Origin of the sequence: Mesorhizobium sp. M3A.F.Ca.ET.175.01.1.1, assembly GCF_004791945.1 — a bacterium.
Taxonomy (GTDB): Bacteria; Pseudomonadota; Alphaproteobacteria; order Rhizobiales; family Rhizobiaceae; genus Mesorhizobium.
This window is the reverse complement of the sequence record NZ_SRTP01000001.1, coordinates 36,926-61,579: the sequence shown is the minus strand read 5'-3', so window position 1 is coordinate 61,579 and position 24,654 is coordinate 36,926. Positions and strand designations below refer to the sequence as shown.

The following is a 24,654-nucleotide window of genomic DNA, read 5'->3' as shown; positions in this document are numbered from 1 at the left end:
AACCCTTCTGGCTTATTTCTGCGCCAGCAGCTTCTTGAACAACTCCTCATCGTAAGGCGAATAGATGTAGCCGTCAGCCGGGAAATCCTTGGCTCGGGCCAGGTATTCGTCGATGTTGGAATTGTCGATGACCGGCAGCGGGATCTTCACGAAGGCCGGCACGTCCTTGCCTTCGAGCGCCTGGACCGCGGTGTAGGTGGCGAAGGCGCCGAGCCAGTTCGGCTGCATGGTGGCCCAGCTCTTCAGGCCCTTCTCCTTCCACAGCTCGAGGAACTGGCGCGCGTTCTCGCCGGTGATCGGCACCTGGTCGCGGCCCTGCTTGTCGAGCGCCAGAACCGCGCCGGCCGACAGCGCGCCGCCGAGCGACAGGATGCCGTCGATCTCGGGGTTGGCGAAGAGCAGGCTGGTCACGGCTTCCTGGGCCGGCGCGACGTTGTAGGGGGTGTTGGTCTCGGCCAGCACCTTCACGTCGGGATGAGCCTTGAGCTCCGCATCGGCACCCTTGCGGCGATCGTCGCTGACCGAAACGCCGGCCGGTCCGTTGAGGATGAGGATCTTGCCCTTGCCGCCGATGGCGTCGATCAGGAACTTGGCAGCCTGATCACCCCACTGCGAGGAATCGGTGTTGACCTTGGCGGTCACCTGGTCGGTGTCGACGAGGCTGTCGAAATTGATGATGGCAATGCCCTTGGCGCAGGCATCCGCGATGACACGCGCCGGCGCTGTCGAGGACCCGGCGATCAGGATGATGGCGTCGACATTGGAATCGATCATCGACTGGATCTGCTGGATCTGCACGTTGGCATCGCCCTGGGCGTCGGTCACCACCAGCTTGTCGACCAGCCCCTGCTTCTTCAGCGCCTCGACCTCGGCTTCGATCGTGCCCTGCGTCTGCTTCATCCAGGTCGGCACGGAATAGATGTTGGCCCAGCCGATCGTGTACGGCGCCTTGCGATCGCCCTTGATGCACTTGGCGGCGGCATTGGCCTCCGAGCCGGCTCCAAAGGCCATGACGAGACCGAGGCAAAGGGCACTGGCGGATGCGAAAAGCGATGTTCTCATGATGACGGTTCCCCTTCTGTGGTTGTGTCCGGACATGCGGGGTCGGGACGACGAAACGCCCCGGTCGCCGCGCCGCGGAGACCGCTCGTTTCCCGTCTGGACTTCTCTGTCCGTCTTGTTAGTTTGTCCGATATTTCAGACAATGTGTCTGTATATCGGACAAGGCGGATGCTAGACTGAGCCTTGACATCTTTCAAGCGCCTTGAGACGAGGACCGAAAAAATGATCCTGGGCGACAGATATGACTGACGGTGCGACTGAACCGATCGGGGCGGGTGCCGGCGTACAGCCGCAGGGCGGCGAGCGGCGGCGCGGCATCGATCGCGTCATCATGCTGCTCGAAGCGCTGCTCAAGCATCGCTCGCCGATGCGGGTCGGCGACATCGCCAAGATGATCAACGCGCCGCGTTCGACGACATACGAGATAGTCAACAGCTTGCTCGACGCCGAGATGCTGGAGAATGTCGGTTCCGAGGGCTACGTCTATTTCGGCCGGGCGATGCATCTGTTCGGCTGGGCCTATTCGCATCACAATGCCCACTATCGCCGCATCCTCGAAACCCTCGATAGGATGGCGGCCGAGACAGGCGAGACCGTTCAACTCTGCGGCCTGCGCGGCAACAAATACGTCGTCCTTGATTGCCGCGACTCCCCCGGTCCGTTCCGCATCTCCAGCGACGTCGGCGTCGAGGTGCCGATCCCGTGGACGGCATCGGGGCGGCTGCTGGTCGGCCATATGAGCCCGCCGGATCTGAAGAGCTTCATCCCGGCCGAGGATTACAAGCTGCCCGACGGACGCATAATCGCTCCGCAGGATTTCTTCGCCGATGTCGACCAGGCGCGCATGCAGGGCTTCAGCGAGACCTCGGCGCTTGCCGACCGCTTCACCTGGTGCATGGCAGCCCCCATCTGCGACGGCCACGGCGCCATCAACAGGACGCTTTGTTTCGTGCTGCCGATCGACACGCCGGAACCGCGGCGCAATCAGTTGCTCGAATTGCTGCGCGAACGAGCGCGCGGGCTGTCGCTCGCCGGAGGTTAGAACAGAAACACTGCCCTCTGGCCCAGTGGAATGCCGTGGCTACCGGTTGCGGCGAAAGCCCCGGCTTGCCACATAGCGCCGATGGCACCCACTCCCTCGATCCCCAGGGCGGCGCTCTGGATGGCGCTCTCGATCGCCTCCTTCCTGGGCATGTCCATTGCCGGGCGCGAGACGACAGCCGAGTTGAACGTGTTCCAGGTCCTTGAGCTTCGCTCGGTGATCGGCTTCTTCATCCTGCTGCCGCTGGTGATGATGAATGGCGGCTTCGCGGCAATGCGCACGAAGCGCCCGCTTGCCCATGTGGCCCGCAATGTCATCCACTATACCGGCCAGGCAGCATGGCTCTATGCGCTGACGCTGATCCCGCTCGCGGTGCTGATCTCGATCGAATTCACGACGCCGATCTGGACTGCCATCCTGGCCGTCAGCTTTCTCGGCGAGCGGCTCTCAAAGCCAAGGTTGGCAGCGATCGTGCTCGGACTGGTCGGCGTGGTGATCATCGTGCGCCCCAGTGCCGGCTCCATGGATCCAGGCCATCTGGTGGTGCTGGGCGCCGCCGTTTGTTTCGGCATCTCGATGGTGCTGGTGAAATCGCTGACACGCACCGACAGCGTCGTGCGCATCATTTTCTGGATGCTGCTCATCCAGTCGGCAATCGGCCTCATCCCGGCGCTCTATGAATGGCGCAATCCGTCGCTTGCGCTCTGGCCATGGATCGTCGTCATCGCCTTCACCGGCATGTCATCGCATTTCTGCCTGGCCCGCGCGCTCGCCTATGCCGACGCCACCATCATTTCGCCGATGGATTTCCTGCGCGTGCCGCTGTCGGCGCTGGTCGGCTGGCTGCTTTACCACGAACAGATCGACGTCTTCACCGCCGGCGGCGCCATGCTGATCCTGTTGGGCAATCTGCTAAATCTGCAGCGCAAAACGCCGCGGGTGGCCGAAGCCGAAGCCGCGACTCCCTGAGCTAGACCAGTTCCACTTCCACCACGCCGGGAACCGCGCGCATGGCCGATGCGACCTGCGGCGAGATGCGATAGCGGTTGGGCAATTCGATCTCGACCTCGCCCTGTCCGGCCTCCTTGATGAGCACGAAACTCACCTGCCCTTCGCCCTTTACGGCGAGCTGGTTGGCAAGGGTGCTGATCGGCTGGGCGTCGCGCACGAAAATGCGCAGCGCCTTCTGGATGCGGCTGGCCTCGTCCTCCAGCGACTGCACCGTCTGGATGCGAAGATTGATGCCTTCCGGCCGGTCTTCCGCCGAGACCGTGATCACAACCGAGCGGCCTGGCTCCAGCATGTCGCGATATTGCGCCAGTCCTTCCGAGAACAGCACGGCTTCATACTGTCCGGTCGTATCTGAAAACTGCACGACACCCATCTTGTTGCCGCTGCGGGTCTTGCGCTCCTGCTTGGTGGTGACGGTGCCGGCAAGCCGGCCGGCGGCGGCGCCGCGTTTCACCGCCGCCGAAAACTCCGCCCAGTTCTGCACCCGCATCTTCTGCAGCGCCGCCTTGTATTCGTCGAGCGGATGCGCCGACAGGTAGAAGCCGACCACCTGGAATTCGCGGTGCAGCTTGTCTGCGGCCAGCCAGGGATCGGTGGCCGGGAGGTTGAGCGCCTGCGACTGCGCACCGAGCGAGGCACCAAAGATATCCGCCTGGCCGGAGATGGCATTCTGCTGCGCTAGAGACGCCAGCCCCATCATGCGCTCCACGCCGGCCATCATGGCGGCGCGGTCATGTCCGAAGCAATCCAGCGCACCGGCCATGATCAGGCTCTCGAAAACGCGTTTGCCGACGATCTTCGGATCGACCCGTTCGCAGAAGTCGGCAAGGCTCTTGAACGGCCTTTCGCCGCGCGTCTGCACGATGTGCTCGACCGCCGCATCGCCGACGCCCTTCAGCGCCGCCAGCGAATAGAAGATCTTGTTCTCGCCGACCTCGAAGGGGCGGAAGCTGGTCATCACCGAAGGCGCAACCACTTCGATGCCGAGGCGCATCGCATCCTGCCTGAAATCGGCAAGCTTGTCGGTGTTGCCCATATCGAGCGTCATCGACGCCGCCAGGAATTCGACCGGATAATGCGCCTTCAGGTAGGCGGTCTGATAGGAGACGACCGCATAGGCGGCAGCGTGCGACTTGTTGAAGCCGTAATCGGCAAACTTCGCCAGAAGGTCGAAGATGAAGTCGGCCTGCGCCTTGCCGACGCCGCGTTCGACCGCACCCGTGACGAAGCGCTCGCGCTGCTTGTCCATCTCGGCGCGGATCTTCTTGCCCATGGCGCGGCGCAGCAGGTCGGCTTCGCCCAGCGAATAGCCGGAAAGCTCCTGCGCGATCTGCATCACCTGTTCCTGGTAAACGATGACGCCTTGGGTCTCCTTCACCAGATGGTCGATCTTGGGATGGATCGAGGCCATCTCCTCCTCGCCATGCTTTCTGGCATTGTAGGTCGGGATGTTCTCCATCGGGCCGGGTCGGTAGAGCGCGACCAGTGCGATGATGTCCTCGATGCAGTCCGGCCGCATGCCGATCAGCGCCTTGCGCATGCCCGCACTTTCAACCTGGAACACGCCGACCACCTCGCCGCGCGACAGCATGGCGTAAGTGTCCTTGTCGTCGAGCGGTATCGTCGCGAGATCGATGTCGACGCCGCGCCGGCGGATGAGCTTCACGGCCGTTTCCAGCACCGTCAGCGTCTTCAGGCCGAGGAAGTCGAACTTCACCAGCCCCGCCTGCTCGACATATTTCATGTTGAACTGGGTTACCGGCATGTCCGAACGCGGATCGCGATACATCGGCACCAGTTCCGACAGCGGCCGATCGCCGATGACGATGCCGGCGGCGTGCGTCGAGGCATGACGGTAGAGGCCCTCGAGCTTTTGCGCCGTTTCGAGCAGCGTCTGCACGATCGGCTCTTTCTCGGCCTCCTCGGCGAAGCGAGGCTCGTTGGCGATGGCATCGGCCAGCTTGACGGGATTGGCCGGGTTCTGCGGCACCATTTTGGAAAGCTTGTCGACCTGGCCGTAAGGCATCTGCAGCACGCGGCCGACATCGCGCAGCACGGCGCGAGCCTGCAGCGTACCGAAGGTGATGATCTGGCCGACCTGGTCGCGGCCGTATTTCTGCTGAACGTAGCGGATCACCTCCTCGCGCCGGTCCTGGCAGAAGTCGATGTCGAAGTCGGGCATCGACACGCGGTCGGGGTTGAGGAAGCGCTCGAACAGCAGTGAAAAGCGCAGCGGATCGATATCGGTGATGGTCGTCGAATAGGCGACCAGCGATCCGGCGCCGGAGCCACGGCCCGGCCCGACCGGGATGCCCTGCGATTTCGCCCATTTGATGAAGTCGGCAACGATCAGGAAGTAACCCGGGAACTTCATCTTCTCGATGATGCCGAGCTCGAACTCGAGCCGCTCGCGATATTGCTCCACCGTGTAGCCCGGGGTTGGCCCATGCGCCGCAAGCCGTGCCTCCAGCCCTTCGCGAGCCTGGCGGGCGAGTTCAGCCGCCTCGGCCTTTTCCGCCGCGTCCTTGTCCGCGGCATCGGCGCCGGTGAAGCGCGGCAGGATCGGGCTGCGGTTCTTCGGATAATAGGAGCAGCGCATCGCGATCTCGACCGTGTTGTCGATCGCCTCCGGCAGGTCCGAGAAAAGCCGCGCCATCTCGGCCTGCTCGCGCAGGAAATTGTCCGGCGAAAGCCGCCGGCGGTTGTCGGCGGCGACCACCGAGCCCTCGGCGATGGCGATCAGCGCGTCATGCGCCTCATAGTCCTCGCGCTTGGAGAAGAAGGCTTCGTTGGTCGCGACCAGCGGCAGCTCATGGCTGTAGGCGAGGTCGACCGTCGACTTCTCGACGGCACGGTCGTAGCCCTGAACGCGCTCGAGCTCGACATAGAGCCGGTCGCCGAAAAGCGCCTTGAGGGCAAGGAGCCGCTGCTCGGCGAGATCGCGGCGATCCGCCTTCAGCGCGCTGCCGATCGGGCCGCGCGGACCGCCGGTCAGGCAGATCAAGCCGTCGCACAAGCCTTCCAGCATCGCGCTGGTCAGATGCACCGGCTCGCCGGGGGGCGTCTCCAGATAGACCCGGCTGATCAGCCGGACAAGATTGGCATAGCCGGCTTCGGTCGCGGCGATCAGCACGATCGGCGACATCTCGGGACCGTGACGGCGGCGATCGCGCTGCGCCTCGACAGCCTCGCCGGAAAAGGCGAGATCGATCTGGCAGCCGATGATCGGCTGGATGCCGTCCTTGACCGCCTTCTGCGCGAATTCCAGCGCACCGAACAGATTGTTGGTGTCGGTGACCGCGATCGCCGGCGCTTCGTTCTTGACCGCGTGGCCGACGATGGCGCCGAGCTGCAGCGCGCCTTCCAGCAGCGAATAGGCCGAATGCACCCGCAAATGGATGAAGGTGCGCGCCGGCAGCTCCGGTCGGCTCGCCCTTTCCATGGCTTCCTGCTTCAGCGGATCGCGTGTCGTTCCTGCGTCTGCCAATCGACTTAGGCCCTTGCTTGTCTTCGAGAATCTCGGCTCGGCCCTAATCTAGTCGCCCGGCGGCCCATGTGCCAGCGAAACAGGCCCGTCTTCCCCCGAAACCCGTCGCTACCGCATTGTGAAGCGCTTCATGGTCGCCGCGCAGTGAGTCCGGCATGTTGAGTGAAGGTGGCGCCGGAGCGAGGGTGGGGGCTGGGTGGGGAACCTGCCCTCGCAGCATCAGGCGAACTCCATGATCACGGCGTCCACCGCCAGGCTGTCACCGGGCTTGGCGTTGAGCTTTGAGACGGTGAGATCGCGCTCGGCGCGCAGCACGTTTTCCATTTTCATCGCCTCGACCACGGCCAGCGTCTCGCCCGCCTTGACCTCCTGTCCTTCGGCAACGGCGATCGACACGACGAGGCCGGGCATCGGGCAGAGCAGCATTTTCGAGGTATCGGGCGCCAGCTTCTCGGGCATCAGCTGTTCGAGTTCTGCAATGCGCGGCAGCATGGCGCGCGCCGTCACCGACATGCCCTTCCAGGCGATGCGAAGGCCGTTCGGCACCGGCCGGATCTGCGCCGCGAGTCTGTTGCCGCCGACGCTGCCCTGCCAGATCGCGTCACCTGGGCGCCAGTCCGAGGCGACGGTGATGGGCTTGCCGCCGTCGATCGACAAATCGACCTCCATGGGTATCGAGATCATGCCGTCGACGACGCAGGCCCGAAGATAGTCGGCGCCGAGCTTCACCACCCAGTCGCGCTTGAGGTGGCCGGAATGCGGCGCCAGCCGTCCGCCGAGACGATCGAGCCGGTCGCGCCGCAGCAGCTCGATCGCGGTGGCGATCGCGGCAAACACCCCCCTTTCCTCGCCATCCGGTGCGACCTGGGTGAAACCGTGCGGATACTCCTCGGCGATGAAGCCGGTCGAGAGCCGCCCTTCCCGCCAGCGCCGGTGCTGCATCAGCGCCGCCAGGAAGGGAATATTGTGCTCGATGCCGTCGACGATGAAGCTGTCCAGCGCCTCCGACATGGCGTCGATCGCCTCGAGCCTCGTCGGCGCCCAGGTGCACAGCTTGGCCACCATGGGGTCATAGAACATCGAGATTTCCGAGCCTTCGGTGACGCCGGTGTCGTTGCGGATCACGACATTGCCGAACGTCCCCTCTTGCGGCGGGCGGTAACGCGTCAGCCGGCCGATCGAGGGCAGGAAATTGCGATATGGATCCTCGGCATAGAGACGACTCTCGACGGCCCAGCCGTTGAGCGTGACGTCGTTTTGCTTGATCCCAAGCTTCTCGCCGGCGGCAACGCGGATCATCTGCTCGACCAGGTCGATGCCGGTGACGAGCTCCGTCACCGGATGCTCGACCTGCAATCGCGTATTCATCTCGAGGAAATAGAAGTTCTTGTCCTTGTCGACGATGAACTCGACCGTGCCGGCGCTCTGGTAGTCGACGGCCTTGGCCAGCGCCACGGCCTGCTCGCCCATCGCCTTGCGCGTCCTGGGGTCGAGAAATGACGACGGCGCCTCCTCGACCACCTTCTGGTTGCGCCGCTGGATCGAACATTCGCGCTCGCCGAGATAGAGCGCATTGCCATGCGCGTCTGCCAGCACCTGGATCTCGATGTGGCGCGGGTCGACGACGAACTTCTCCAGGAAGACCCGGTCGTCGCCGAACGAGCTTTTTGCCTCCGACCGCGCCCGCTCGAAGCCGTCGCGCACTTCCGCCTTGCTCCAGGCGATGCGCATGCCCTTGCCGCCGCCGCCGGCCGAGGCCTTGATCATGACGGGATAGCCGATCTCGCCGGCGATCTTCTCGGCATGGTCCGCATTTTCGATGACTCCCAGCCAGCCGGGCACGGTCGACACCTTGGCCTGGCTGGCGAATTTCTTCGATTCGATCTTGTCGCCCATGGCACGAATGGCCTTGGGCTTCGGACCGATGAAGACGATGCCCTGGTCTTCCAGCGCTTCGCAAAAGGAGGCGCGCTCGGAGAGAAATCCGTAGCCGGGATGCACCGCCTGAGCGCCGGTTTCCTTGCAGGCGGCAATGATCTTCTCAGGCAGGAGATAGCTCTGCGCGGCAGGCGATGAGCCAATATGCACGGCCTCGTCGGCCATCTCGACATGAACGGCGTCGCGATCGGCGTCCGAAAAGACCGCGACGGTGGCAATCCCCATCTTGCGCGCCGTCTTGATCACGCGACAAGCGATCTCGCCGCGATTGGCGATCAGGATCTTCTTGAACATTCGGATGTCGTCCTCCGGCGAAGTCTTCCAAGTTCTATGGGCTATTCCGGGGCGTCTCAAGGGTCTGGAGATTTTGCCCTTTGCGGTTGAAGCCGCAGGATTGCAGAAGCGCCGAAAAACGTCGCAAGAAACATTGCCCTTACCCCCGAACCCGCTAATGTGGTAGCGGGCGTATGATTGACGGCAGGCTGTTACTCGCTTCGCCGGGCGGGCTTGGCAGCCTGTCGTAACCTGAAACTTTAAGATTGCCTTGGGAGGAAAAGCCTCATGAAAACGCGTGCTGCAGTAGCTGTCGCCGCCGGAAAGCCGCTGGAGATCATGGAGGTCGACCTCGAAGGTCCGCGCGAGGGCGAGGTGCTGGTAGAGGTCAAGGCGACCGGCATCTGCCACACCGACGAGTTCACGCTGTCGGGTGCCGACCCGGAAGGCCTGTTTCCGGCGATCCTGGGCCATGAAGGCGCCGGCATCGTCGTCGACGTCGGCAAGGGCGTCACCTCGCTCAAGAAGGGCGACCACGTCATTCCGCTCTACACGCCGGAATGCCGGCAGTGCCCGTCCTGCCTGTCGCGCAAGACCAACCTGTGCACGGCGATCCGCGCCACGCAGGGACAGGGCTTGATGCCGGACGGCACCTCGCGCTTCTCGGTCGGCGGCGAAAAACTGTTCCACTACATGGGCTGCTCGACCTTCTCCAACTTCACCGTGCTGCCAGAGATCGCGCTGGCCAAGGTCAATGCGGACGCCCCCTTCGACAAGATCTGCTACATCGGCTGCGGCGTCACCACCGGCATCGGCGCGGTGATCAACACCGCCAAGGTCGAGCAGGGCGCTACCGCGGTGGTGTTCGGGCTTGGCGGCATCGGCCTCAACGTCATCCAGGGCCTCAAGCTTGCCGGCGCCGACATGATCATCGGCGTCGACGTCAACAACGACAAGAAGCCCTGGGGCGAGAAATTCGGCATGACGCATTTCGTCAACCCTAAGGAGATCGACGGCGACATCGTCCCTTACCTGGTCAACATGACCAAGCGCGGCGCCGACCAGATCGGCGGCGCCGACTACACCTTCGACTGCACCGGCAACACCAAGGTGATGCGCCAGGCGCTCGAAGCCTCGCATCGCGGTTGGGGCAAGTCGATCATCATCGGCGTCGCCGGCGCCGGCCAGGAGATTTCGACGCGGCCGTTCCAGTTGGTGACCGGCCGCAGTTGGATGGGCACCGCCTTCGGCGGCGCGCGCGGCCGCACCGACGTGCCGAAGATCGTCGACTGGTACATGGAAGGCAAGATCCAGATCGACCCGATGATCACCCATACGCTGAAGCTCGAAGACATCAACAAGGGCTTCGACCTCATGCATGAGGGCAAGTCGATCCGGAGTGTCGTGGTTTACTGAGGAAAGCCAGCGGCCGCCGGCGACCACGCCCGCGGCCTGGCAAACATGGGAGGAAATACGAATGGCGGAAAAACTGCATCCGAAAATCGACAATGGCCTGCCGAAGGAAAGCGCGAGCTTTGCCGGCGGCACGTTGGTCTGCGCCTGCACCAGCAATCCGGTGAAGGTGAAGGTCAAGGGCCAGATCGCCCACAACCACGCCTGCGGCTGCACCAAATGCTGGAAGCCTGAGGGTGCTGTGTTCTCGGTCGTGGCCGTTGCCGGCACCGGCGACGTCACCGTCACCGAGAATGGCGACAAGCTGAAGGTGGTCGACCCGGCAGCGCTCATCCAGCGCCACGCCTGCACCAATTGCGGCGTTCACATGTACGGACCGGTAGAGCGCGACCATCCGTTCAAGGGGCTGTCCTTCATTCATCCCGAGCGTTTCGAGGAGGATGGCTGGTCGCCACCGGGCTTTGCCGCCTTCGTGTCGTCGATCATCGAATCCGGCGTCGACCCGAGCCGGATGGACAGCATTCGCTCCCAGCTGAAGTCGATCGGGTTGGAACCCTATGACTGCCTCAATCCCGGCCTGATGGATTATATCGCCACCTGGACCGCGAAGAAGTCCGGCGCCCTGGCGGGCTGACAATTCCAGGGTTTCATGCAAGGGGCCGGCTATTGCTGGCCCCTTGTTGCGTTGGAGAGACGATTGCCTGCACCCTCCATCTACGTCGACGCCGATGCCTGTCCGGTCAAGGCCGAGGTCGAGAAGGTGGCGGAGCGCCATGGCGTCCTGGTCACCTACGTTTCCAATGGCGGCCTGCGCCCTTCCCGCGATCCGATGATCCGCAATGTCGTCGTCTCAAAGGGCGCGGATGCCGCGGACGACTGGATTGTGGAAAATACCAAGTCCAACGACATCGTCGTGACGGCCGATATCCCGCTTGCGGCACGCACGGTTGCGCTCGGCGCGCATGTGCTGGGACCCACCGGCCGTCTCTTCACGCCCGAAACCATTGGAATGGCGGTGGCCATGCGCGATCTCAAGCAGCATCTGCGCGAGACCGGCGAGAGCCGCGGCTTCAACGCCGCCTTCACGCCGCAGGACCGCTCGCGCTTTCTTGGCGAGCTTGACCGCATCTTGCGGTGGGCCCTGAAATCCGCCACACCGGGCTGAACGCTTTCGCAAGGCTGGCCATGGTTGACGACACCTCCGTCAAACCACCGCTGTACCGGCACATGCAGTTCGCCGTCGCCGCGATCGTCGGAGCCGTGGCGCTAGCGACTGCGCTGCTGCTGCGTGCGCCGCTCGCCTACTCGATCGGCGCCAACGCCTTCTTCGTCGCCTATATCGGCCTCGTGCTCGCCCTGATGCCGAGGCTTACCGGCCGCTACCTCAGCAAGAACGCGCGCGCCACCGACCTTCCGGTGTTGCTGATTTTTGCGGTCACCCTGTTCGTCGTAGGCATCGCCCTTGGCTCCCTGTTTCAGCTTATCAACCAGAAGGGCAGCGCGCATCCGGTCGAACTGACGTTCGCGCTGCTGTCGATCCCGCTTGGCTGGTTCACCATCCACGCCATGGCGGCGCTGCATTACGCGCATGTTTATTGGATGAACGGCGATGACGTCGACGGGAAAGGCAAGAAGAAGGATCCGGTCGGCGGCCTCGATTTTCCGGGCGGCAAACGGCCGGAAGGGTCCGACTTCCTCTATTTCGCGACTGTCATCGGCATGACCGCGCAAACCGCCGATACGGGTATCACGACTTCGCATATGCGCCGTGTCGTGCTTGTCCACTCGATCCTGTCGTTCTTCTTCAACACGGTGATCGTCGCCGCCGCGGTCAACCTCGCCGTCACTCTCGGCTCACCGTAATAAATCCGTGATGGCGTGAAACATCACCTTGTCCCGCAACGTATTGGGGGAAGACAATGAGTTGATGCCGCGACGGAGCACGCGGCCGGAGGACAATGATGGGATCGGTTGCCAGGAGCCAACCCACCGCGGAAGCGGAAGCCTCGCCGAAACAGGCGACGCTGATCTACCGGCAGTCGCGCTGGACGCGGCTCACCCACTGGCTGTGGGCTTTCTCGCTGTTTTTCATGCTGCTTTCCGGCCTGCAGATCTTCAACGCCCGCCCGCAGCTCTATGTCGGCAAGGAATCGGGCTTCGAGTACAACAACACGATCCTCAAGATCGGCGCCGAGAACACCGACAGCGGACCGCGCGGCTTCACCGAGATCCTCGGCCATCGCTTCGATACGACCGGGGTGCTTGGCTGGTCGGGGCCTCCCGGCCAGGAGACGCCGCGCGCCTTCCCCGCTTGGGCGACGATCCCCTCCTACTACGACCTCGGCACCGCCCGCGTCGTGCATTTCTTCTTCGCCTGGCTGCTCTCCGCCACTTTGCTCGTCTGGCTGGTCGCCGGCCTGGTCAACGGCCATATCCGGCGCGATCTCGCGCCGCGCCTGGAGGATCTGCGCAGGCTGCCGCGCGACATCGTCGACCACGCGAAGCTGAAGTTCCATCACACGCGCGAATACAACACGCTGCAGAAAATGGCTTATGGCGGTGTGCTCTTCGTGCTTTTGCCGCTGATGATCATCACCGGTCTTGCCATGTCGCCGAGCATGAATTCGGTTCTGCCGTGGCTCAATGAAGTTCTGGGCGGCAGACAGACGGCGCGCACCATCCATTTCACCGTCATGGTACTGCTCGTCCTCTTCTTCATCATCCACATGCTGATGATCCTCGCCGCCGGTCCGATCAACGAGCTGCGCTCGATCATCACCGGCTGGTACCGAACCGATCCGCCCGCCGAGCACGGCGAAGCGTCCGAGAGGAGCGCCTGACATGGCGAAATTCCAGATCGACCCCAAGTTCCAGATGAGCCGGAGGAAGTTCCTGACCTCTGCCAGCCTCGGCTTGTCGGGAATCGCGCTATCCGGCTGCGATGCCTTCGACAGCGGACTTGGCGTAGGTGGCGGCCTGCGCAGCTTCCTCGAAAACGCCAACGGCCTGACCTGGCGCGCGCAGCGGCTGCTTGCCGGCCGTGATGCGCTGGCACCGGAATTCACCGAGGCCGACATCCGCCAGCCGCAGCGTCCGAACGGCATTACCGCACCCGACGACGACGCCTACAAGAACCTGCTCACGAAGAATTTCTCCGACTGGCGTCTGGAGGTTACCGGCCTTGTCGAGAAACCGCTGTCGCTCACCCGCGAGCAGTTGCAGAACATGCCGAGCCGCACTCAGATCACGCGCCACGATTGCGTCGAAGGCTGGAGCTGCATCGCCAAATGGACCGGCACGCCGCTGTCGCTCGTGCTCGACCAGGCCATCGTGAAGCCTCAGGCACGCTACGTCATGTTCCACTGCCTGGACACGATTGACCGCAGCCTCTTCGGCGACATCAAATACTACGGCTCCATCGACCTGGTCGACGCCCGCCATCCGCAAACGATTCTGGCCTATGGCCTCAACGGCAAGCCGCTGCCGGTCGAGAACGGCGCGCCGCTGCGCGTGCGGGTCGAGCGCCAGCTCGGCTACAAGATGCCGAAATACCTCTACAAGATCGAATTGATCGACGGCTTTGCCAACATCGGCGGCGGCCGCGGCGGCTATTGGGAAGACAATGGCTACGACTGGTATGGTGGGATTTGAATCGACAGAAAATGCGAACGACGGCCAAACTCGAACCAAAAGTCTTCCCACCAAACAATGGGTTCGCGTTTGATCAGCATGTGGTATCGTAGAGTCGATGAAAAAGCCCTCCCGACCAAATCGCTCCGCAAAAAGCGGACAGTATGTCCTTACGAGTGACCGAGGCGCCAAAATCAGCGCTGTCGAAGGTATGAAACTGAGCTCTCGGATGGGGCATATCCTTGAGCAAAGCGCGCGGCGGGGGCTGAGCGGGGATGAGCGACGCAAGCTTATCAAGGAACAGGCGCACAAGAAGTAAGCGCGTTGTGATTTATGCCGCTGAGGACGACCCTCTATGCTACCCCGGGACAACAGTCCTGCGGAACATCCTCGATATTCACGACCAAGCCAAGCTTGATGAATTCGAGCTCGCGCTTTTCCTAACCCGCGCCGACGAAGCATTTCCATCTGGAGATCTGGATTATTCGCATTATCGGGCTCTGCATCGCCACCTGTTTCAAGATGTCTATGCGTGGGCCGGCGAGCCGCGCACCATTCGCATCGGCAAGGACGGTAACTGGTTTTGCTACCCCGAGTATATCGAGACCGAAATGCGGCGTGTTTTCGCGGAACTCTCGGCGGCCAGCCACTATGTTGGTGCGAAGCCGGAGATTTTTGCTGCCGGCGTGGCGCACGTTCTTGCCGAGATCAACGCAATCCATCCGTTCCGGGAGGGTAACGGTCGTACTCAATTGGCGTTTCTAGCAATACTAACTGACAACGCCGGATATGAGTTCGACGACGATAAGCTGGAGCGTGACCGAGTCATGAAAGCGATGATCGATAGTTTTTCCGGCGACGAAGCCCCTCTGACTCAATTGATCCAAGATATCATCGCTTGAAGGACTCCGATCGACGTCTCATTGGCGGTCAAGACCCTAGGCGACTTTGTCGAGCAGCGGCTTCAAAGCCGGATGGATTTCCGGCGAAGCATGCTTGATCAACGTCAGCAGCGCGCGTTCGTTCTCCCGCAGCGGCCGCTTGTCGCCGCCGACGCGGTCGGCGAGCCATTTGGCCTCGCCGGCGTCGATCGTTTCGGCGCGGCGCGCGAGCGCCTCCGCAGCCCTGTTCTTGGCTTCCCAGTCCGCCTCGACGTCAGCGGGCGAATGGTAGGCCTCCATGATGCCGGCGAGCCCGCCCGACACCATGCGGCTGAAGAAGCTGCCGATCTCCGGTTCCGCGTGCTGGAGAAAGCTCTCGTGGCGCAGAGCCGCCTCGCGCGTCGGCGGCTCGTAGCCGGCCGAACACATCACATAGTTGGCGATCGCCTTGACGAAGAGAGCGTTCCAGGACGGGTCGTTGTTGGCCGCCGCGGTCTTGTCGTTGATTTTGAACAGGATCTCGGCTTCGGCCCTGGTGATGGCGATGTTGCCGTCGCCGCCATAGGCATAAAGGATGCGGCGCAGCAGGTCGACCTCTGCCTTGGCGATCAGCCCCGGAACCAACTGGCCGCCCAACATCAGCGGCCCCTTGCCGTCGATCACGGCATGGGCGACCTGCTCCAGCGCATAGGCCGCCAGCAGGCTGGGCGAGGTTTTGGCTTCCTCCAGCACATGCACCAGAAGTTCGAGTTCGGTGCGGCTGTCGACCATGCCGTCGCGCGAGATGGTGCGAACCAGCCAGTCGGCATTTTCCTGCGAGATATAGCCCTCCGGCTTTTCCTGGCGGACGATGTAGTCGGTCACCGCCTCAACGAAGAAGGGCGCCCATTCCGGACATTTGTCGCGCGCCGTCTGTTCGAGCGCGAACAATGCCTCGGCCTCGCCCCGCGTAACAACGCCGTCGGCGAATACTTCGCGCCGCAGCATCGTCACGTCCTCGGCCGTGATTCGGTTCTTGGAGATCAGCCCCGCCACAGGAGCGCTCATGATCAATTCGCCCATTTGTCGTCCCTGCCCATCGCCGCCGTCGGCAGACCCAAAGCGTTATTGCATCCTGCTCTATCAGAAGTGTCTTGAGAAACCGGCAAACGGCGTGGTTAGCGAAGACTTGTCGGCCAATGCACCTCGCCCGAGAGCACCCTTCGGGGCTCGACCAGCGGTCTGCAGCAGTTTTGCGGGAACGAGATGCGTCAGACGAAGGTCGATGTGCAATGGATGTCGCAGGGAGGTGACAAGGTGTCGTTGACGGGCTATGGATGGCGCGTCGGGGGCTCGGAACTCTGAGTCCCACCTGTTTGCGGGAGAGAACAGCGAAAGCTGTCGCCGAAGGGGAAATCGCCCGAAATCTCTCAGGCAAAAGAACCGTGGACGGGAAAAACACTCTGGAAAGTCGGGGCTCGCGCCCCGCGCCGAAGGTGTAAGCGCTGCCGACAGAGTTACGGGGCGCGAGTCTCTCAGGCTTCAGACAGAGGGGCACGGACTAGGCCGCCATTTGGCGGTCGATTGCGTGTGACTCTGGAGAAGACATGACGGTCGACGACACCAAACACCTGCCGCTTGAGGATTTGCACAGCGCCGCCGGCGCGCGTTTCGGTGCGTTTGCCGGCTGGTCTATGCCGCTCACCTACCCGGCCGGCGTGATGAAGGAACACCTGCACACGCGCGAGCATGCCGGCTTGTTCGACATCTCGCACATGAAGCTGTTCGAGGTCAGCGGTCCGGGCGCCGCGGCGCTCCTCGAGCGCGCCTACCCGCTCGATGCCGGCGCGCTGGACATCTCCCAATCCAAATACACCTTCTTTCTCAACGAGGCCGCCGGCATCATCGACGACCTCATCGTCACCCGGCTCGGCGACGATCGCTTCATGATCGTCGCCAACGCCGGCAACGCGGTCGAGGACGAGAAACACCTGCGCGAGCTCGCCGCGGATTTCGACGCCAGGGTCGAACCGCTCGACCGTGTCTTCCTCGCGATCCAGGGGCCCGATGCGTGGGCAGCCCTTTCGCGGGCCGGCATCGAGACGGGCTCCCTGCTTTTCATGCATGGCGTCGAGCCGCGGCCGAACTGGTTCATGAGCCGCTCCGGCTACACGGGCGAGGACGGTTTCGAGATCGGCCTGCCGGAAGCGGATGCCCGCGACCTCGTCGCCAAATTGCTGCAGGACGAGCGCGTGCAATGGATCGGCCTCGCCGCCCGCGACAGCCTGCGGCTCGAGGCCGGGCTCTGCCTGCATGGGCAGGACCTTACCCCCGAGATCGACCCGGCCAGCGCCGGATTGATGTGGGCGATCCCCAGGGAAGTGCGTGCTGCAGGCTCCTTCATTGGCGCCGACGCGCTACGGTCGATTCTCGAGCGCGGCGCGGCGCAAAAACGCGTCGGCCTCAAGCCGGACGGCCGCCAGCCGGTGCGGGCTGGCGCGGCGCTTGTCGACGCCGACGGCAATCGGGCCGGCCATGTCACCTCGGGCGGCTTTGGCCCCTCGACCGGCCATCCGGTCGCCATGGGCTACGTCGAAACATCACTCGCAAAGCCCGGCACAAAGCTCTTCGCCGACGTCCGCGGGACCAAGATCCCGATCGACGTCACGTCCCTGCCCTTCACGCCACATCGCTACCGCAAAGGATAAGTCCCGATGGCAAAGACCTATTTCACTGAAGATCACGAATGGCTGCGCGTCGAAGCCGGCGTCGCCACCGTCGGCATCACCGATTACGCGCAGGAGCAGCTCGGCGACCTCGTCTTCGTCGAACTGCCGGAAATCGGTCGCAAGCTCGCCAAGGGCGACACCGCGGTCGTCGTCGAATCCGTCAAGGCCGCCTCGGATGTCTATGCCCCGGCCGATGGCGAGATCACCGAGGCCAACACCTCGCTGTCGGCCGATCCTTCGCTGGTCAATTCCGCGGCGACGGGCGACGGCTGGCTCTGGAAGATGAAGCTTTCGAACGAGAGCCAACTTGACGGCCTCATGGACGAAGCCGCCTACAAAGCCCATATCGGCTGATATCAGGACAGTTACGATGACCGCAGCACCAATCCCCTTCTCGGCCCGCCATATCGGCCCCGGCCTCAACGATGTCCGGGCGATGCTCGCCTCCCTCGGCGTTCCCTCCGTCGAGACGCTGATCAGCCAGGCCGTGCCGAGATCGATTCGCCTCGATGAGCCGTTGGATCTGCCCGCCCCCGCCAGCGAGGCGGAAGCGCTGGCCGAATTGTCGGCGATCATGGCGAAGAACACGGTGCTGAAAAGCTTCATCGGCGCCGGCTATCACGGCGTGCACGTGCCGCCCGTCATCCAACGCAACTTGTTCGAGAATCCGGCCTGGTACACGGCCTATACGCCCTACCAGGCCGAGATCAGCCAGGGCCGGCTGGAAATGCTGTTCAATTTCCAGACCTTGGTCGCAGAACTCACCGGCCTGCCGGTGGCGTCCGCCTCGCTGCTCGACGAGGCGACCGCGGTCGCCGAGGCCGTCGGCATCGCGCTGCGCCATCACCGCGACAAGCGCACCAAGGTTGCGCTCGCCGGCACCCCGCATCCGCAGACGCTGGATGTCGTTCGCACCCGCGCCGAGCCGCTCGGCACCGAGGTGGACGGCGAGAGCATCGACGACAACACCGCCGCCCTGCTCGTTTCCTGGCCGGACACGTTCGGTGTCTATGGCGACCACAAGACGGCGATCGAGAAGGCCCGCGCCACCGGCGCGCTGGTCATCTTCATCGCCGATCCGCTTGCGCTCACCCTGACAGACGCGCCGGCGAAGCTCGGTGCCGACATCGCCGTCGGCCCGATGCAGCGCTTCGGCGTGCCGATGGGTTTTGGCGGTCCGCACGCCGCCTATTGCGCCGTCTCCGACAGGTTGACCCGCCTGATGCCCGGCCGCCTCGTTGGCCAGTCGACCGACAGCGAGGGACGTCCAGGGTATCGGCTAGCGCTGCAGACGCGCGAGCAGCACATCCGCCGCGACAAGGCGACCTCCAACATCTGCACGGCACAGGCGCTGCTCGCCAACATGGCCACCGCCTATGCGATCTGGCACGGCCCCGCGGGCCTGCAGGCGATTGCCGAGCGCGTCCACGGGCTCGCCAGCCGCCTCGCGGCCGGCCTGAGGGCTGCGGGCGTTTCGGTGCTTGGCGCAAACCGCTTCGACACGGTGACGGTCGAAGTCAAGGGAAAGGCCGGCTCGATCGCCGCCGCCGCCGAAAAGGGCGGCCGCCTGCTGCGTCTCATCGACACCGACCACGTCGGGATCAGCTTTGACGAGACCTCGACCGAGGCAGACCTCGAGGCGATCGCCGCCCTGTTTGGCGCCAATGCAGCGGACGCTGCCGATGGCACCATGCCCGGAAAGCCGCGCGGCAGCGAGTTCCTGACGCAGCCCGTCTTCCACGAAAACCGCTCCGAAACCGAGATGATGCGTTTCCTGCGCCGGCTCGCCGACAAGGATCTGGCGCTCGACCGCGCCATGATCCCGCTCGGCTCCTGCACGATGAAGCTCAACGCCGCGGCCGAGATGATGCCGGTGAGTTGGCCAAGCGTCGCCAACTTGCATCCCTTCGCGCCGGCCAGCCATTCGGCGGGGTACCGCGCCATGGCCGCCGAACTGGAAGGCTGGCTGTCGGAGATCACCGGTTTCGACGCGGTCAGCCTGCAGCCCAATGCCGGCAGCCAGGGCGAATATGCCGGGCTGCTTGCCATCCGCGCCTATCACCGCTCGCGCGGCCAAGGCCATCGCACAGTCTGCCTGATTCCGTCTTCCGCGCACGGCACCAATCCGGCGAGCGCGGCGATGGCCGGAATGAGCGTCGTCGTCGTGCGCTGCACGGACGACGGCAACATCGACATGGACGACATGAGAGCCAAGGCCAACGAGCATTCGAAGAACCTCGCGGCGCTGATGTTCACTTATCCCTCGACGCACGGCGTCTACGAGGAAGGCGCGCGCCACCTGTGCGCCCTCATCCACGAGCATGGTGGCCAGGTCTATTTCGACGGCGCCAACCTCAATGCCTTGGTCGGCCTCGCGCGTCCTGCCGACATCGGCGCCGACGTCTGCCACATGAACCTGCACAAGACCTTCTGCATCCCGCATGGCGGCGGCGGCCCTGGCGTCGGCCCGATCGGCGTCAGGGCACATCTCAAGCCCTATCTGCCGGGCCATGTCACCGAAGGCTCCGCACACGCAGTTGCGGCGGCACCGTTCGGCAGCGCCTCCATCCTGCCGATCACCTGGATGTACATCCGCATGATGGGCGGTTCCGGCCTGAAGCAGGCGACCGAGACGGCGATCGTGTCGGCCAACTACGTGGCGACGCGGCTGGCGCCGCACTTCCCGCTGCTCTACAAGGGCAGGAGCGATCGCATTGCCCATGAGTGCATCCTCGATACCCGCGTGCTGAAGGACAGCGCCGGCATCAGCGTCGACGATATCGCCAAGCGCCTGATCGACTACGGTTTCCACGCACCCACCATGTCGTTCCCGGTGGCCGGCACGCTGATGGTCGAGCCGACCGAATCGGAGCCCAAGCGCGAGCTCGACCGCTTCTGCGAGGCTATGATTGCGATCGCCGGTGAGGCGGCGAAGGTGGCGAAGGGCGAGTGGCCGCTGGCCGACAATCCGCTGGTCAACGCTCCGCACACCGCCGCCGAGGCGCTCGCCGCCACCTGGACCCATCCCTATTCGCGCCTGGAAGCCGCCTATCCCGCCGGCGACGCCGACCTGGCCGCGAAATACTGGCCTCCGGTGTCGCGCATCGACAATGTCGCCGGCGATCGCAACCTCGTTTGTTCCTGCCCGCCATTGTCGGAATATCTCGGCGCGGCCGAGTAAGCGCGTTCAGGCCGAACGCAGGGCCGGCCCGGTATCGGGCTGGCCCGGCTCAGCCTCGGTGGCGATGACGACGCGGTTGCGCCCGCCGCGCTTGGCGGCATAGAGCGCGGCGTCGGCCTCGGCCAGCACCTCGTCCAGCGGCCGACCAGCCACCGCGCCAAAACCCATGCCGCCGCTGACGCTGCTGCGCAGCGGACCGCGATGTGTGGCGACGACCTCCGTGCCGAAGGCGACGCCGATCCGGCTTGCCATGTCGTGGGCCTTTTCAGGGGTCATGCGCGACATCACCACTGCGAATTCCTCACCGCCCAGACGGAAGGCGTCGACGCCCGTTCTGCCGTATTTCCTGATCACAGCCGCGAAGCGACACAGAACCTGGTCGCCGACTGGATGGCCGTAGACGTCGTTCGTGGTCTTGAAATGATCGAGGTCGAACATGGCGATGGCCATGAAGGGACCGAAGCTCCGCTCGCCGTAGAGCTCGTTCAGCGCGCGCCGGTTCATCAGGCCGGTCAACGGATCGGTCAGCGTCTCGGCCTTGAGCTCGATCTGCGCCTGCAGGTGATGCAACGAAAGCGTCAGCGCTCCGAGGCCGGTCATGCACGCGACCGCGACGACGGAGTTCAATTGCTCCGCCCAGTTGTCGGGCGCGGCGCCAAGGACCCATTGTCCTTGGACGAGCAACACCAGCCCGCAAAGCGCGAAGGAAATGCCGCAGACCCCGCTCAGGAAGGAGACGACCAGCAGGATCCGGCGGTCCTGGTCGCCTCTCGACCAGAACATGATTCCGATCGCCGCGAGCAACGCCGTCACCGCCGCATAGGTGATCTGGAAGCCGACGCCGTCGAAGCCGAAAAACGTGACGATCGCACAGGCGCCCATCGCCACGAGCGCCGGGATGACGGCGCGACGAAAGCCACGATAGCCGAGATACTGCATGGCCGACAGGCAGAGGATCAGGAACCCCAGCGTGAGCAGCGCGAGCACGGCCTGGCAGAGCCATGGGCCGGCATCCCTGGTATAGCGCCAGAACAGGACGACATGGACAACCAGGATGAGCATGCCGCACGCGACTGTCAGAACGAAACGCGCCCGCGGCGTGGTGAACCAGATCGCAAGCATGGTAACGCTGAGGCATGTGCCCGACAGCGCCGCCGCGAGCAGAAGCGAACTGAAATCCAACATCGGTGAAGAACTGCCTTTTGCGGGTCGTCGCCCCCTGTATTGTAAGTCGCCAGCGGCGCGCGCAAACCGTTTTCAGCGAGCGCTTCGGCCCCACCTCGATAAAGGGTTTACAAACGGTCGACGTGGTGGCCGAAATTGCCCGCGCGGCTGAACTGTCCTGGGACAATCTCCAGGAAGGCGCATACCGACCCTGCGTCTGGAAGTGACCGCAAAGCAGATTTCTGAGGCGGTCGGTTGCATCGAACACTGAGCCCGCGCGGGTGATCAGCTCTTGTCGAGCAGCGCCAGATTGGCGTTGACGACGGTCTGGTCGGCCATGCCGGCGCGGGCCTCGAGCAGCAGCGCCCTGGCCTTCTTCTTGTTGCCGCGCAGGAGCTGCGAATAGCCCATGTTGTTGACGATCTGCGGCTTGCGCCCGGCAACCCTCAGCAACTGGGCATAGGCGCGGTCGGCGAAATCGAAACGGCCGAGTTCGTCATAGGAGGCTGCGAGGCCCATCCAGGCTTCCGCATTGTCAGCCCTGAGTTCCACCGCCTTGCGGAAATGCTGTTCGGCAAGGCCGAAATTCGCCTCGCGGAACTGCGCCTTGCCCTCAGCGAGATCGGTGGCGCTAACGTCCTTTGCCTTCGGCTGGATGGCGGTGGTTTTGGTGGTATCGACGTTGTTGTCGGTCGTGCAGCCGGTGACCAGGAGAACCGCAGCCAGCGCGGCCGCTGCCGTGGATAGTCTGTGACGCATGCCCTGCCCCATCGCCCGATTTGCCGGGTCGTTCTTCACCAATGACCATAAAGGACAGCGATTAAACTTCGGTGCCGAAATGCGCCTAAAATTCGGTTGCGGGCAAAGGATGCGTTAACCAGCGCCGCCGGGCGCGCCTTGGCTCGGCTCAGGTCGGCTTTAGCTGAATACTCAATGCGCCGCCGTCAGCTTCACGATGATCGGGATGATGGCGACCATCAGCACCACCGGCAGGATGCAGACCGTTACCGGCACCGACATCTTGGCCGGCAGGGCATGCGCCTTCTCCTCGGCGAGCGACATACGCTTGTGACGCATCTCGTCGGAGAAGACGCGCAGCGCGCCCGACAGGCTGGTGCCGAGTTCCTTGGACTGCTGCAGCAGCGTCGCGAAAGATCGGACCTCATCGAGGCTGAGGCGGTCCGCCAGCGCTTTCAGCGCGTCGTCGAGGCTGCGGCCGGCCCTGAGTTCCAGCGACACCAGCTGCAGGTTCTGGCTGAGCGACGGATAGGTCTTGCCGAGCTCTTTCGAAACGCGCTCGATGCCGGCCTCCATGCTCATGCCGGCATCCGAACAGACGATCATCAGGTCCATGAAGTCGGGGAAGCCGTTGCGGTATTCGCGCATCTTCTCCCGCACCTTCTGCGTCAGCACCAGTCCGGGCAGGAAATAGCCGCCCGCGCCCGACAGGATGACGAGGGTCCAGCGGCTGGTCATGCTGGACTCGGCGCTGGCCGCCCAGTGGTTGACCACGAACGCACCAAGTGCCGCGCCGACCAGGGCGGCAAAACGGATCAGGAAGAACATGCCGACGGCGCGCGGATCCATGTAGCCGGCTTGGATGAGCTTCAGCCGCAGCCGGGCGACGTTCTCCGGATCGCTCTTGGCATAGAACTCCTGCGCCCGCTTCACCGCCTTCTCGCGCACGGCGCTGGAATTCTTCCTGGTCGTCGGCTCGACCTCGACCGGCTGGCTCGCCTCGACCTTCAGCCGTCGCTTGACTTCGCCCCGGTCGCCCTTGGCAACGACGAGCGGCCAGGCCATCGCGCCGCCGCCCAGGACCAGCAAGAGCACCGCCACCGGCATCAGCGATGTCGGCGCGAGCGAAGCCAGGAAGCGGATCGCGTCTTCCATCATCTCAGAACCGGAAATTCGACATCTTGAACATGGCCGCGTTACCCAGCATCAGCCAGAACACCGAACCGCCCAGCATGTACCAGGTCTTCGGCACACCCCAGACATCCCGGTAGAATTGCGGCATCAGCACCATGATGGCGGTGAACAGCAGCGCCGGCACGGCGGTCAGGATGTAGGCCGACATGCGGCCCTCGGTCGAAATGGCGCGCACCTTGCGGCGCAGCTTGCCGCGCTCGCGGATTGTCGACGACAGCCCGTCGAGGATTTCGCGCAGGTTGCCGCCCGAACTGTTCTGGATGGATACGGCGGTGACGAACAGCGGCAGGTCCTCATGGCCGACCCGGTCGAACAGATTGTTGAGCGCCGAAACCAGGTCGGAGCCATAGGTGACCTCGTCGGCGACGACGCCGAACTCGGTGCCGATCGGATCGCCCATTTCGCGCGCCACCATGGCAATCGCCACCGGCACCGGATGGCCGGCTTTCAGGCCGCGCGTGATCAGTTCCAGCGCCTCCGGCAACTGCATGCCGAACCTCTTGTGACGGCGCTTGCGCAGCGTTCGCATCGCCATCACCGGCAACACGGGCACTAGCACCAGGAGCAGGACAAGTCCGAACAGCAGGGGCAAGCCCTTCCAGACGGCGAGGAGCGCGAGCGCGAACGCTATTCCCGAGGTGATCGTAAGGAATTTGGGCAGCGGCATGATCATGCCGGACTGCATGCGCAAGGCGCGAAACCGATCGACGGAAAGCACGAAGCTGCCGCCTTCGACGCCTCGTTCCTTGCGCAACTGGATCAGCACCTGTTCCTGGCTGATCTTGTTTTCCTGCAGCTTCATGCGGCGGTTGATGGCCTTGCGCTTGTCGCTGCGGCCGGCATAGAGCAGGTAGCAGCCTTCGGCGATCATGATGCCGGTAAGGGCCGCCGCGGCGTAGACGACATAGACCGGGCTGAATCCGTCGAACACC

The 24,654-nt window shown here is 63.8% G+C and carries 20 protein-coding genes and 1 riboswitch; of the genes, 12 read left to right on the top strand and 8 right to left on the bottom strand.

The features are described 5' to 3' along the window. Positions 1 to 12: 12 nt before the first annotated feature. On the bottom strand, positions 13 to 1,062 hold the full coding sequence (locus tag EN818_RS00290; RefSeq protein ID WP_245420346.1) for an ABC transporter substrate-binding protein: 1,050 nt from the start codon (positions 1,060 to 1,062) through the stop codon (positions 13 to 15). A gap of 241 nt (positions 1,063 to 1,303) precedes the next feature. Between EN818_RS00290 and EN818_RS00285 the strand changes: the two genes are divergently transcribed. Then, on the top strand, positions 1,304 to 2,104 hold the full coding sequence (locus tag EN818_RS00285; protein WP_095806131.1) for an IclR family transcriptional regulator: 801 nt from the start codon (positions 1,304 to 1,306) through the stop codon (positions 2,102 to 2,104). A gap of 81 nt (positions 2,105 to 2,185) precedes the next feature. Then, the gene (locus tag EN818_RS00280; protein WP_095806132.1) at positions 2,186 to 3,073 is read left to right on the top strand and encodes a DMT family transporter; all 888 of its coding nucleotides are present in this window, start codon (positions 2,186 to 2,188) and stop codon (positions 3,071 to 3,073) included. Position 3,074: 1 nt separating this feature from the next. Here EN818_RS00280 and dnaE read toward each other — a convergent pair whose 3' ends face one another. Together dnaE and EN818_RS00270 are read right to left on the bottom strand one after the other, a co-directional pair. Then, on the bottom strand, positions 3,075 to 6,557 hold the full coding sequence (dnaE, locus tag EN818_RS00275) for a DNA polymerase III subunit alpha (protein WP_135904077.1): 3,483 nt from the start codon (positions 6,555 to 6,557) through the stop codon (positions 3,075 to 3,077). Between the two features lie 264 nt (positions 6,558 to 6,821). After that, positions 6,822 to 8,834, bottom strand: coding sequence for an acetyl/propionyl/methylcrotonyl-CoA carboxylase subunit alpha (locus EN818_RS00270; protein ID WP_095807245.1), 2,013 nt, complete (start codon positions 8,832 to 8,834; stop codon positions 6,822 to 6,824). A 267-nt stretch (positions 8,835 to 9,101) separates the two neighbouring features. On the opposite strand from EN818_RS00270, the gene EN818_RS00265 reads away from it, so the two are divergent. The 7 genes from EN818_RS00265 (at position 9,102) to EN818_RS00235 (ending at position 14,758) form a co-directional block, all read left to right on the top strand. Next, entirely contained in the window at positions 9,102 to 10,229 is a 1,128-nt protein-coding gene (locus EN818_RS00265) for an S-(hydroxymethyl)glutathione dehydrogenase/class III alcohol dehydrogenase (RefSeq protein ID WP_095807244.1), read from the top strand. A gap of 61 nt (positions 10,230 to 10,290) precedes the next feature. Continuing rightward, entirely contained in the window at positions 10,291 to 10,860 is a 570-nt protein-coding gene (gene gfa / locus EN818_RS00260) for an S-(hydroxymethyl)glutathione synthase (protein WP_095807243.1), read from the top strand. Between the two features lie 63 nt (positions 10,861 to 10,923). Next, entirely contained in the window at positions 10,924 to 11,391 is a 468-nt protein-coding gene (locus EN818_RS00255; protein ID WP_165350028.1) for a YaiI/YqxD family protein, read from the top strand. 20 nt (positions 11,392 to 11,411) lie between these two features. Then, on the top strand, positions 11,412 to 12,089 hold the full coding sequence (locus tag EN818_RS00250) for a DUF1345 domain-containing protein (RefSeq protein WP_095807281.1): 678 nt from the start codon (positions 11,412 to 11,414) through the stop codon (positions 12,087 to 12,089). A 98-nt stretch (positions 12,090 to 12,187) separates the two neighbouring features. Then, the gene (locus EN818_RS00245; protein WP_095807241.1) at positions 12,188 to 13,066 is read left to right on the top strand and encodes a cytochrome b/b6 domain-containing protein; all 879 of its coding nucleotides are present in this window, start codon (positions 12,188 to 12,190) and stop codon (positions 13,064 to 13,066) included. Between the two features lies 1 nt (position 13,067). Next, a complete protein-coding gene (locus EN818_RS00240) occupies positions 13,068 to 13,877 on the top strand; it encodes a molybdopterin-binding protein (RefSeq protein WP_135903893.1) in 810 nt (269 codons plus the stop codon). A 254-nt stretch (positions 13,878 to 14,131) separates the two neighbouring features. Beyond that, positions 14,132 to 14,758 (top strand): Fic family protein, encoded by a 627-nt coding sequence (locus EN818_RS00235; protein ID WP_095807239.1) that lies wholly within the window; start codon positions 14,132 to 14,134, stop codon positions 14,756 to 14,758. Positions 14,759 to 14,794: 36 nt separating this feature from the next. Here the strand turns inward: EN818_RS00235 and EN818_RS00230 are convergent, their stop codons facing one another. Beyond that, positions 14,795 to 15,799, bottom strand: a complete 1,005-nt coding sequence (locus EN818_RS00230; RefSeq protein ID WP_095807238.1) for a hypothetical protein — start codon at positions 15,797 to 15,799, stop codon at positions 14,795 to 14,797. A gap of 286 nt (positions 15,800 to 16,085) precedes the next feature. Then, positions 16,086 to 16,172, top strand: a riboswitch (glycine riboswitch). A gap of 151 nt (positions 16,173 to 16,323) precedes the next feature. Between EN818_RS00230 and gcvT the strand changes: the two genes are divergently transcribed. The 3 genes from gcvT to gcvP are packed head-to-tail and all read left to right on the top strand — an operon-like array spanning position 16,324 to position 20,626. Then, positions 16,324 to 17,424, top strand: a complete 1,101-nt coding sequence (gcvT, locus tag EN818_RS00225) for a glycine cleavage system aminomethyltransferase GcvT (RefSeq protein ID WP_095807237.1) — start codon at positions 16,324 to 16,326, stop codon at positions 17,422 to 17,424. 6 nt (positions 17,425 to 17,430) lie between these two features. After that, positions 17,431 to 17,799 carry a glycine cleavage system protein GcvH gene (gene gcvH / locus EN818_RS00220; protein ID WP_095807236.1) on the top strand — a complete coding sequence of 123 codons (369 nt, stop codon included), beginning with the start codon at positions 17,431 to 17,433 and terminating at the stop codon, positions 17,797 to 17,799. 16 nt (positions 17,800 to 17,815) lie between these two features. Next, complete coding sequence (gene gcvP, locus EN818_RS00215) at positions 17,816 to 20,626, top strand: aminomethyl-transferring glycine dehydrogenase (protein ID WP_095807235.1); 2,811 nt, start codon at positions 17,816 to 17,818, stop codon at positions 20,624 to 20,626. 6 nt (positions 20,627 to 20,632) lie between these two features. Here gcvP and EN818_RS00210 read toward each other — a convergent pair whose 3' ends face one another. The 4 genes from EN818_RS00210 to EN818_RS00195 form a co-directional block, all read right to left on the bottom strand. Further along, complete coding sequence (locus tag EN818_RS00210; RefSeq protein WP_095807234.1) at positions 20,633 to 21,811, bottom strand: GGDEF domain-containing protein; 1,179 nt, start codon at positions 21,809 to 21,811, stop codon at positions 20,633 to 20,635. 264 nt (positions 21,812 to 22,075) lie between these two features. Continuing rightward, complete coding sequence (locus tag EN818_RS00205) at positions 22,076 to 22,549, bottom strand: hypothetical protein (RefSeq protein WP_095807280.1); 474 nt, start codon at positions 22,547 to 22,549, stop codon at positions 22,076 to 22,078. 171 nt (positions 22,550 to 22,720) lie between these two features. Then, on the bottom strand, positions 22,721 to 23,683 hold the full coding sequence (locus EN818_RS00200; protein WP_095807279.1) for a type II secretion system F family protein: 963 nt from the start codon (positions 23,681 to 23,683) through the stop codon (positions 22,721 to 22,723). 4 nt (positions 23,684 to 23,687) lie between these two features. After that, positions 23,688 to 24,653 (bottom strand): type II secretion system F family protein, encoded by a 966-nt coding sequence (locus EN818_RS00195; protein WP_095807233.1) that lies wholly within the window; start codon positions 24,651 to 24,653, stop codon positions 23,688 to 23,690. Between the last annotated feature and the right edge of the window lies 1 nt (position 24,654).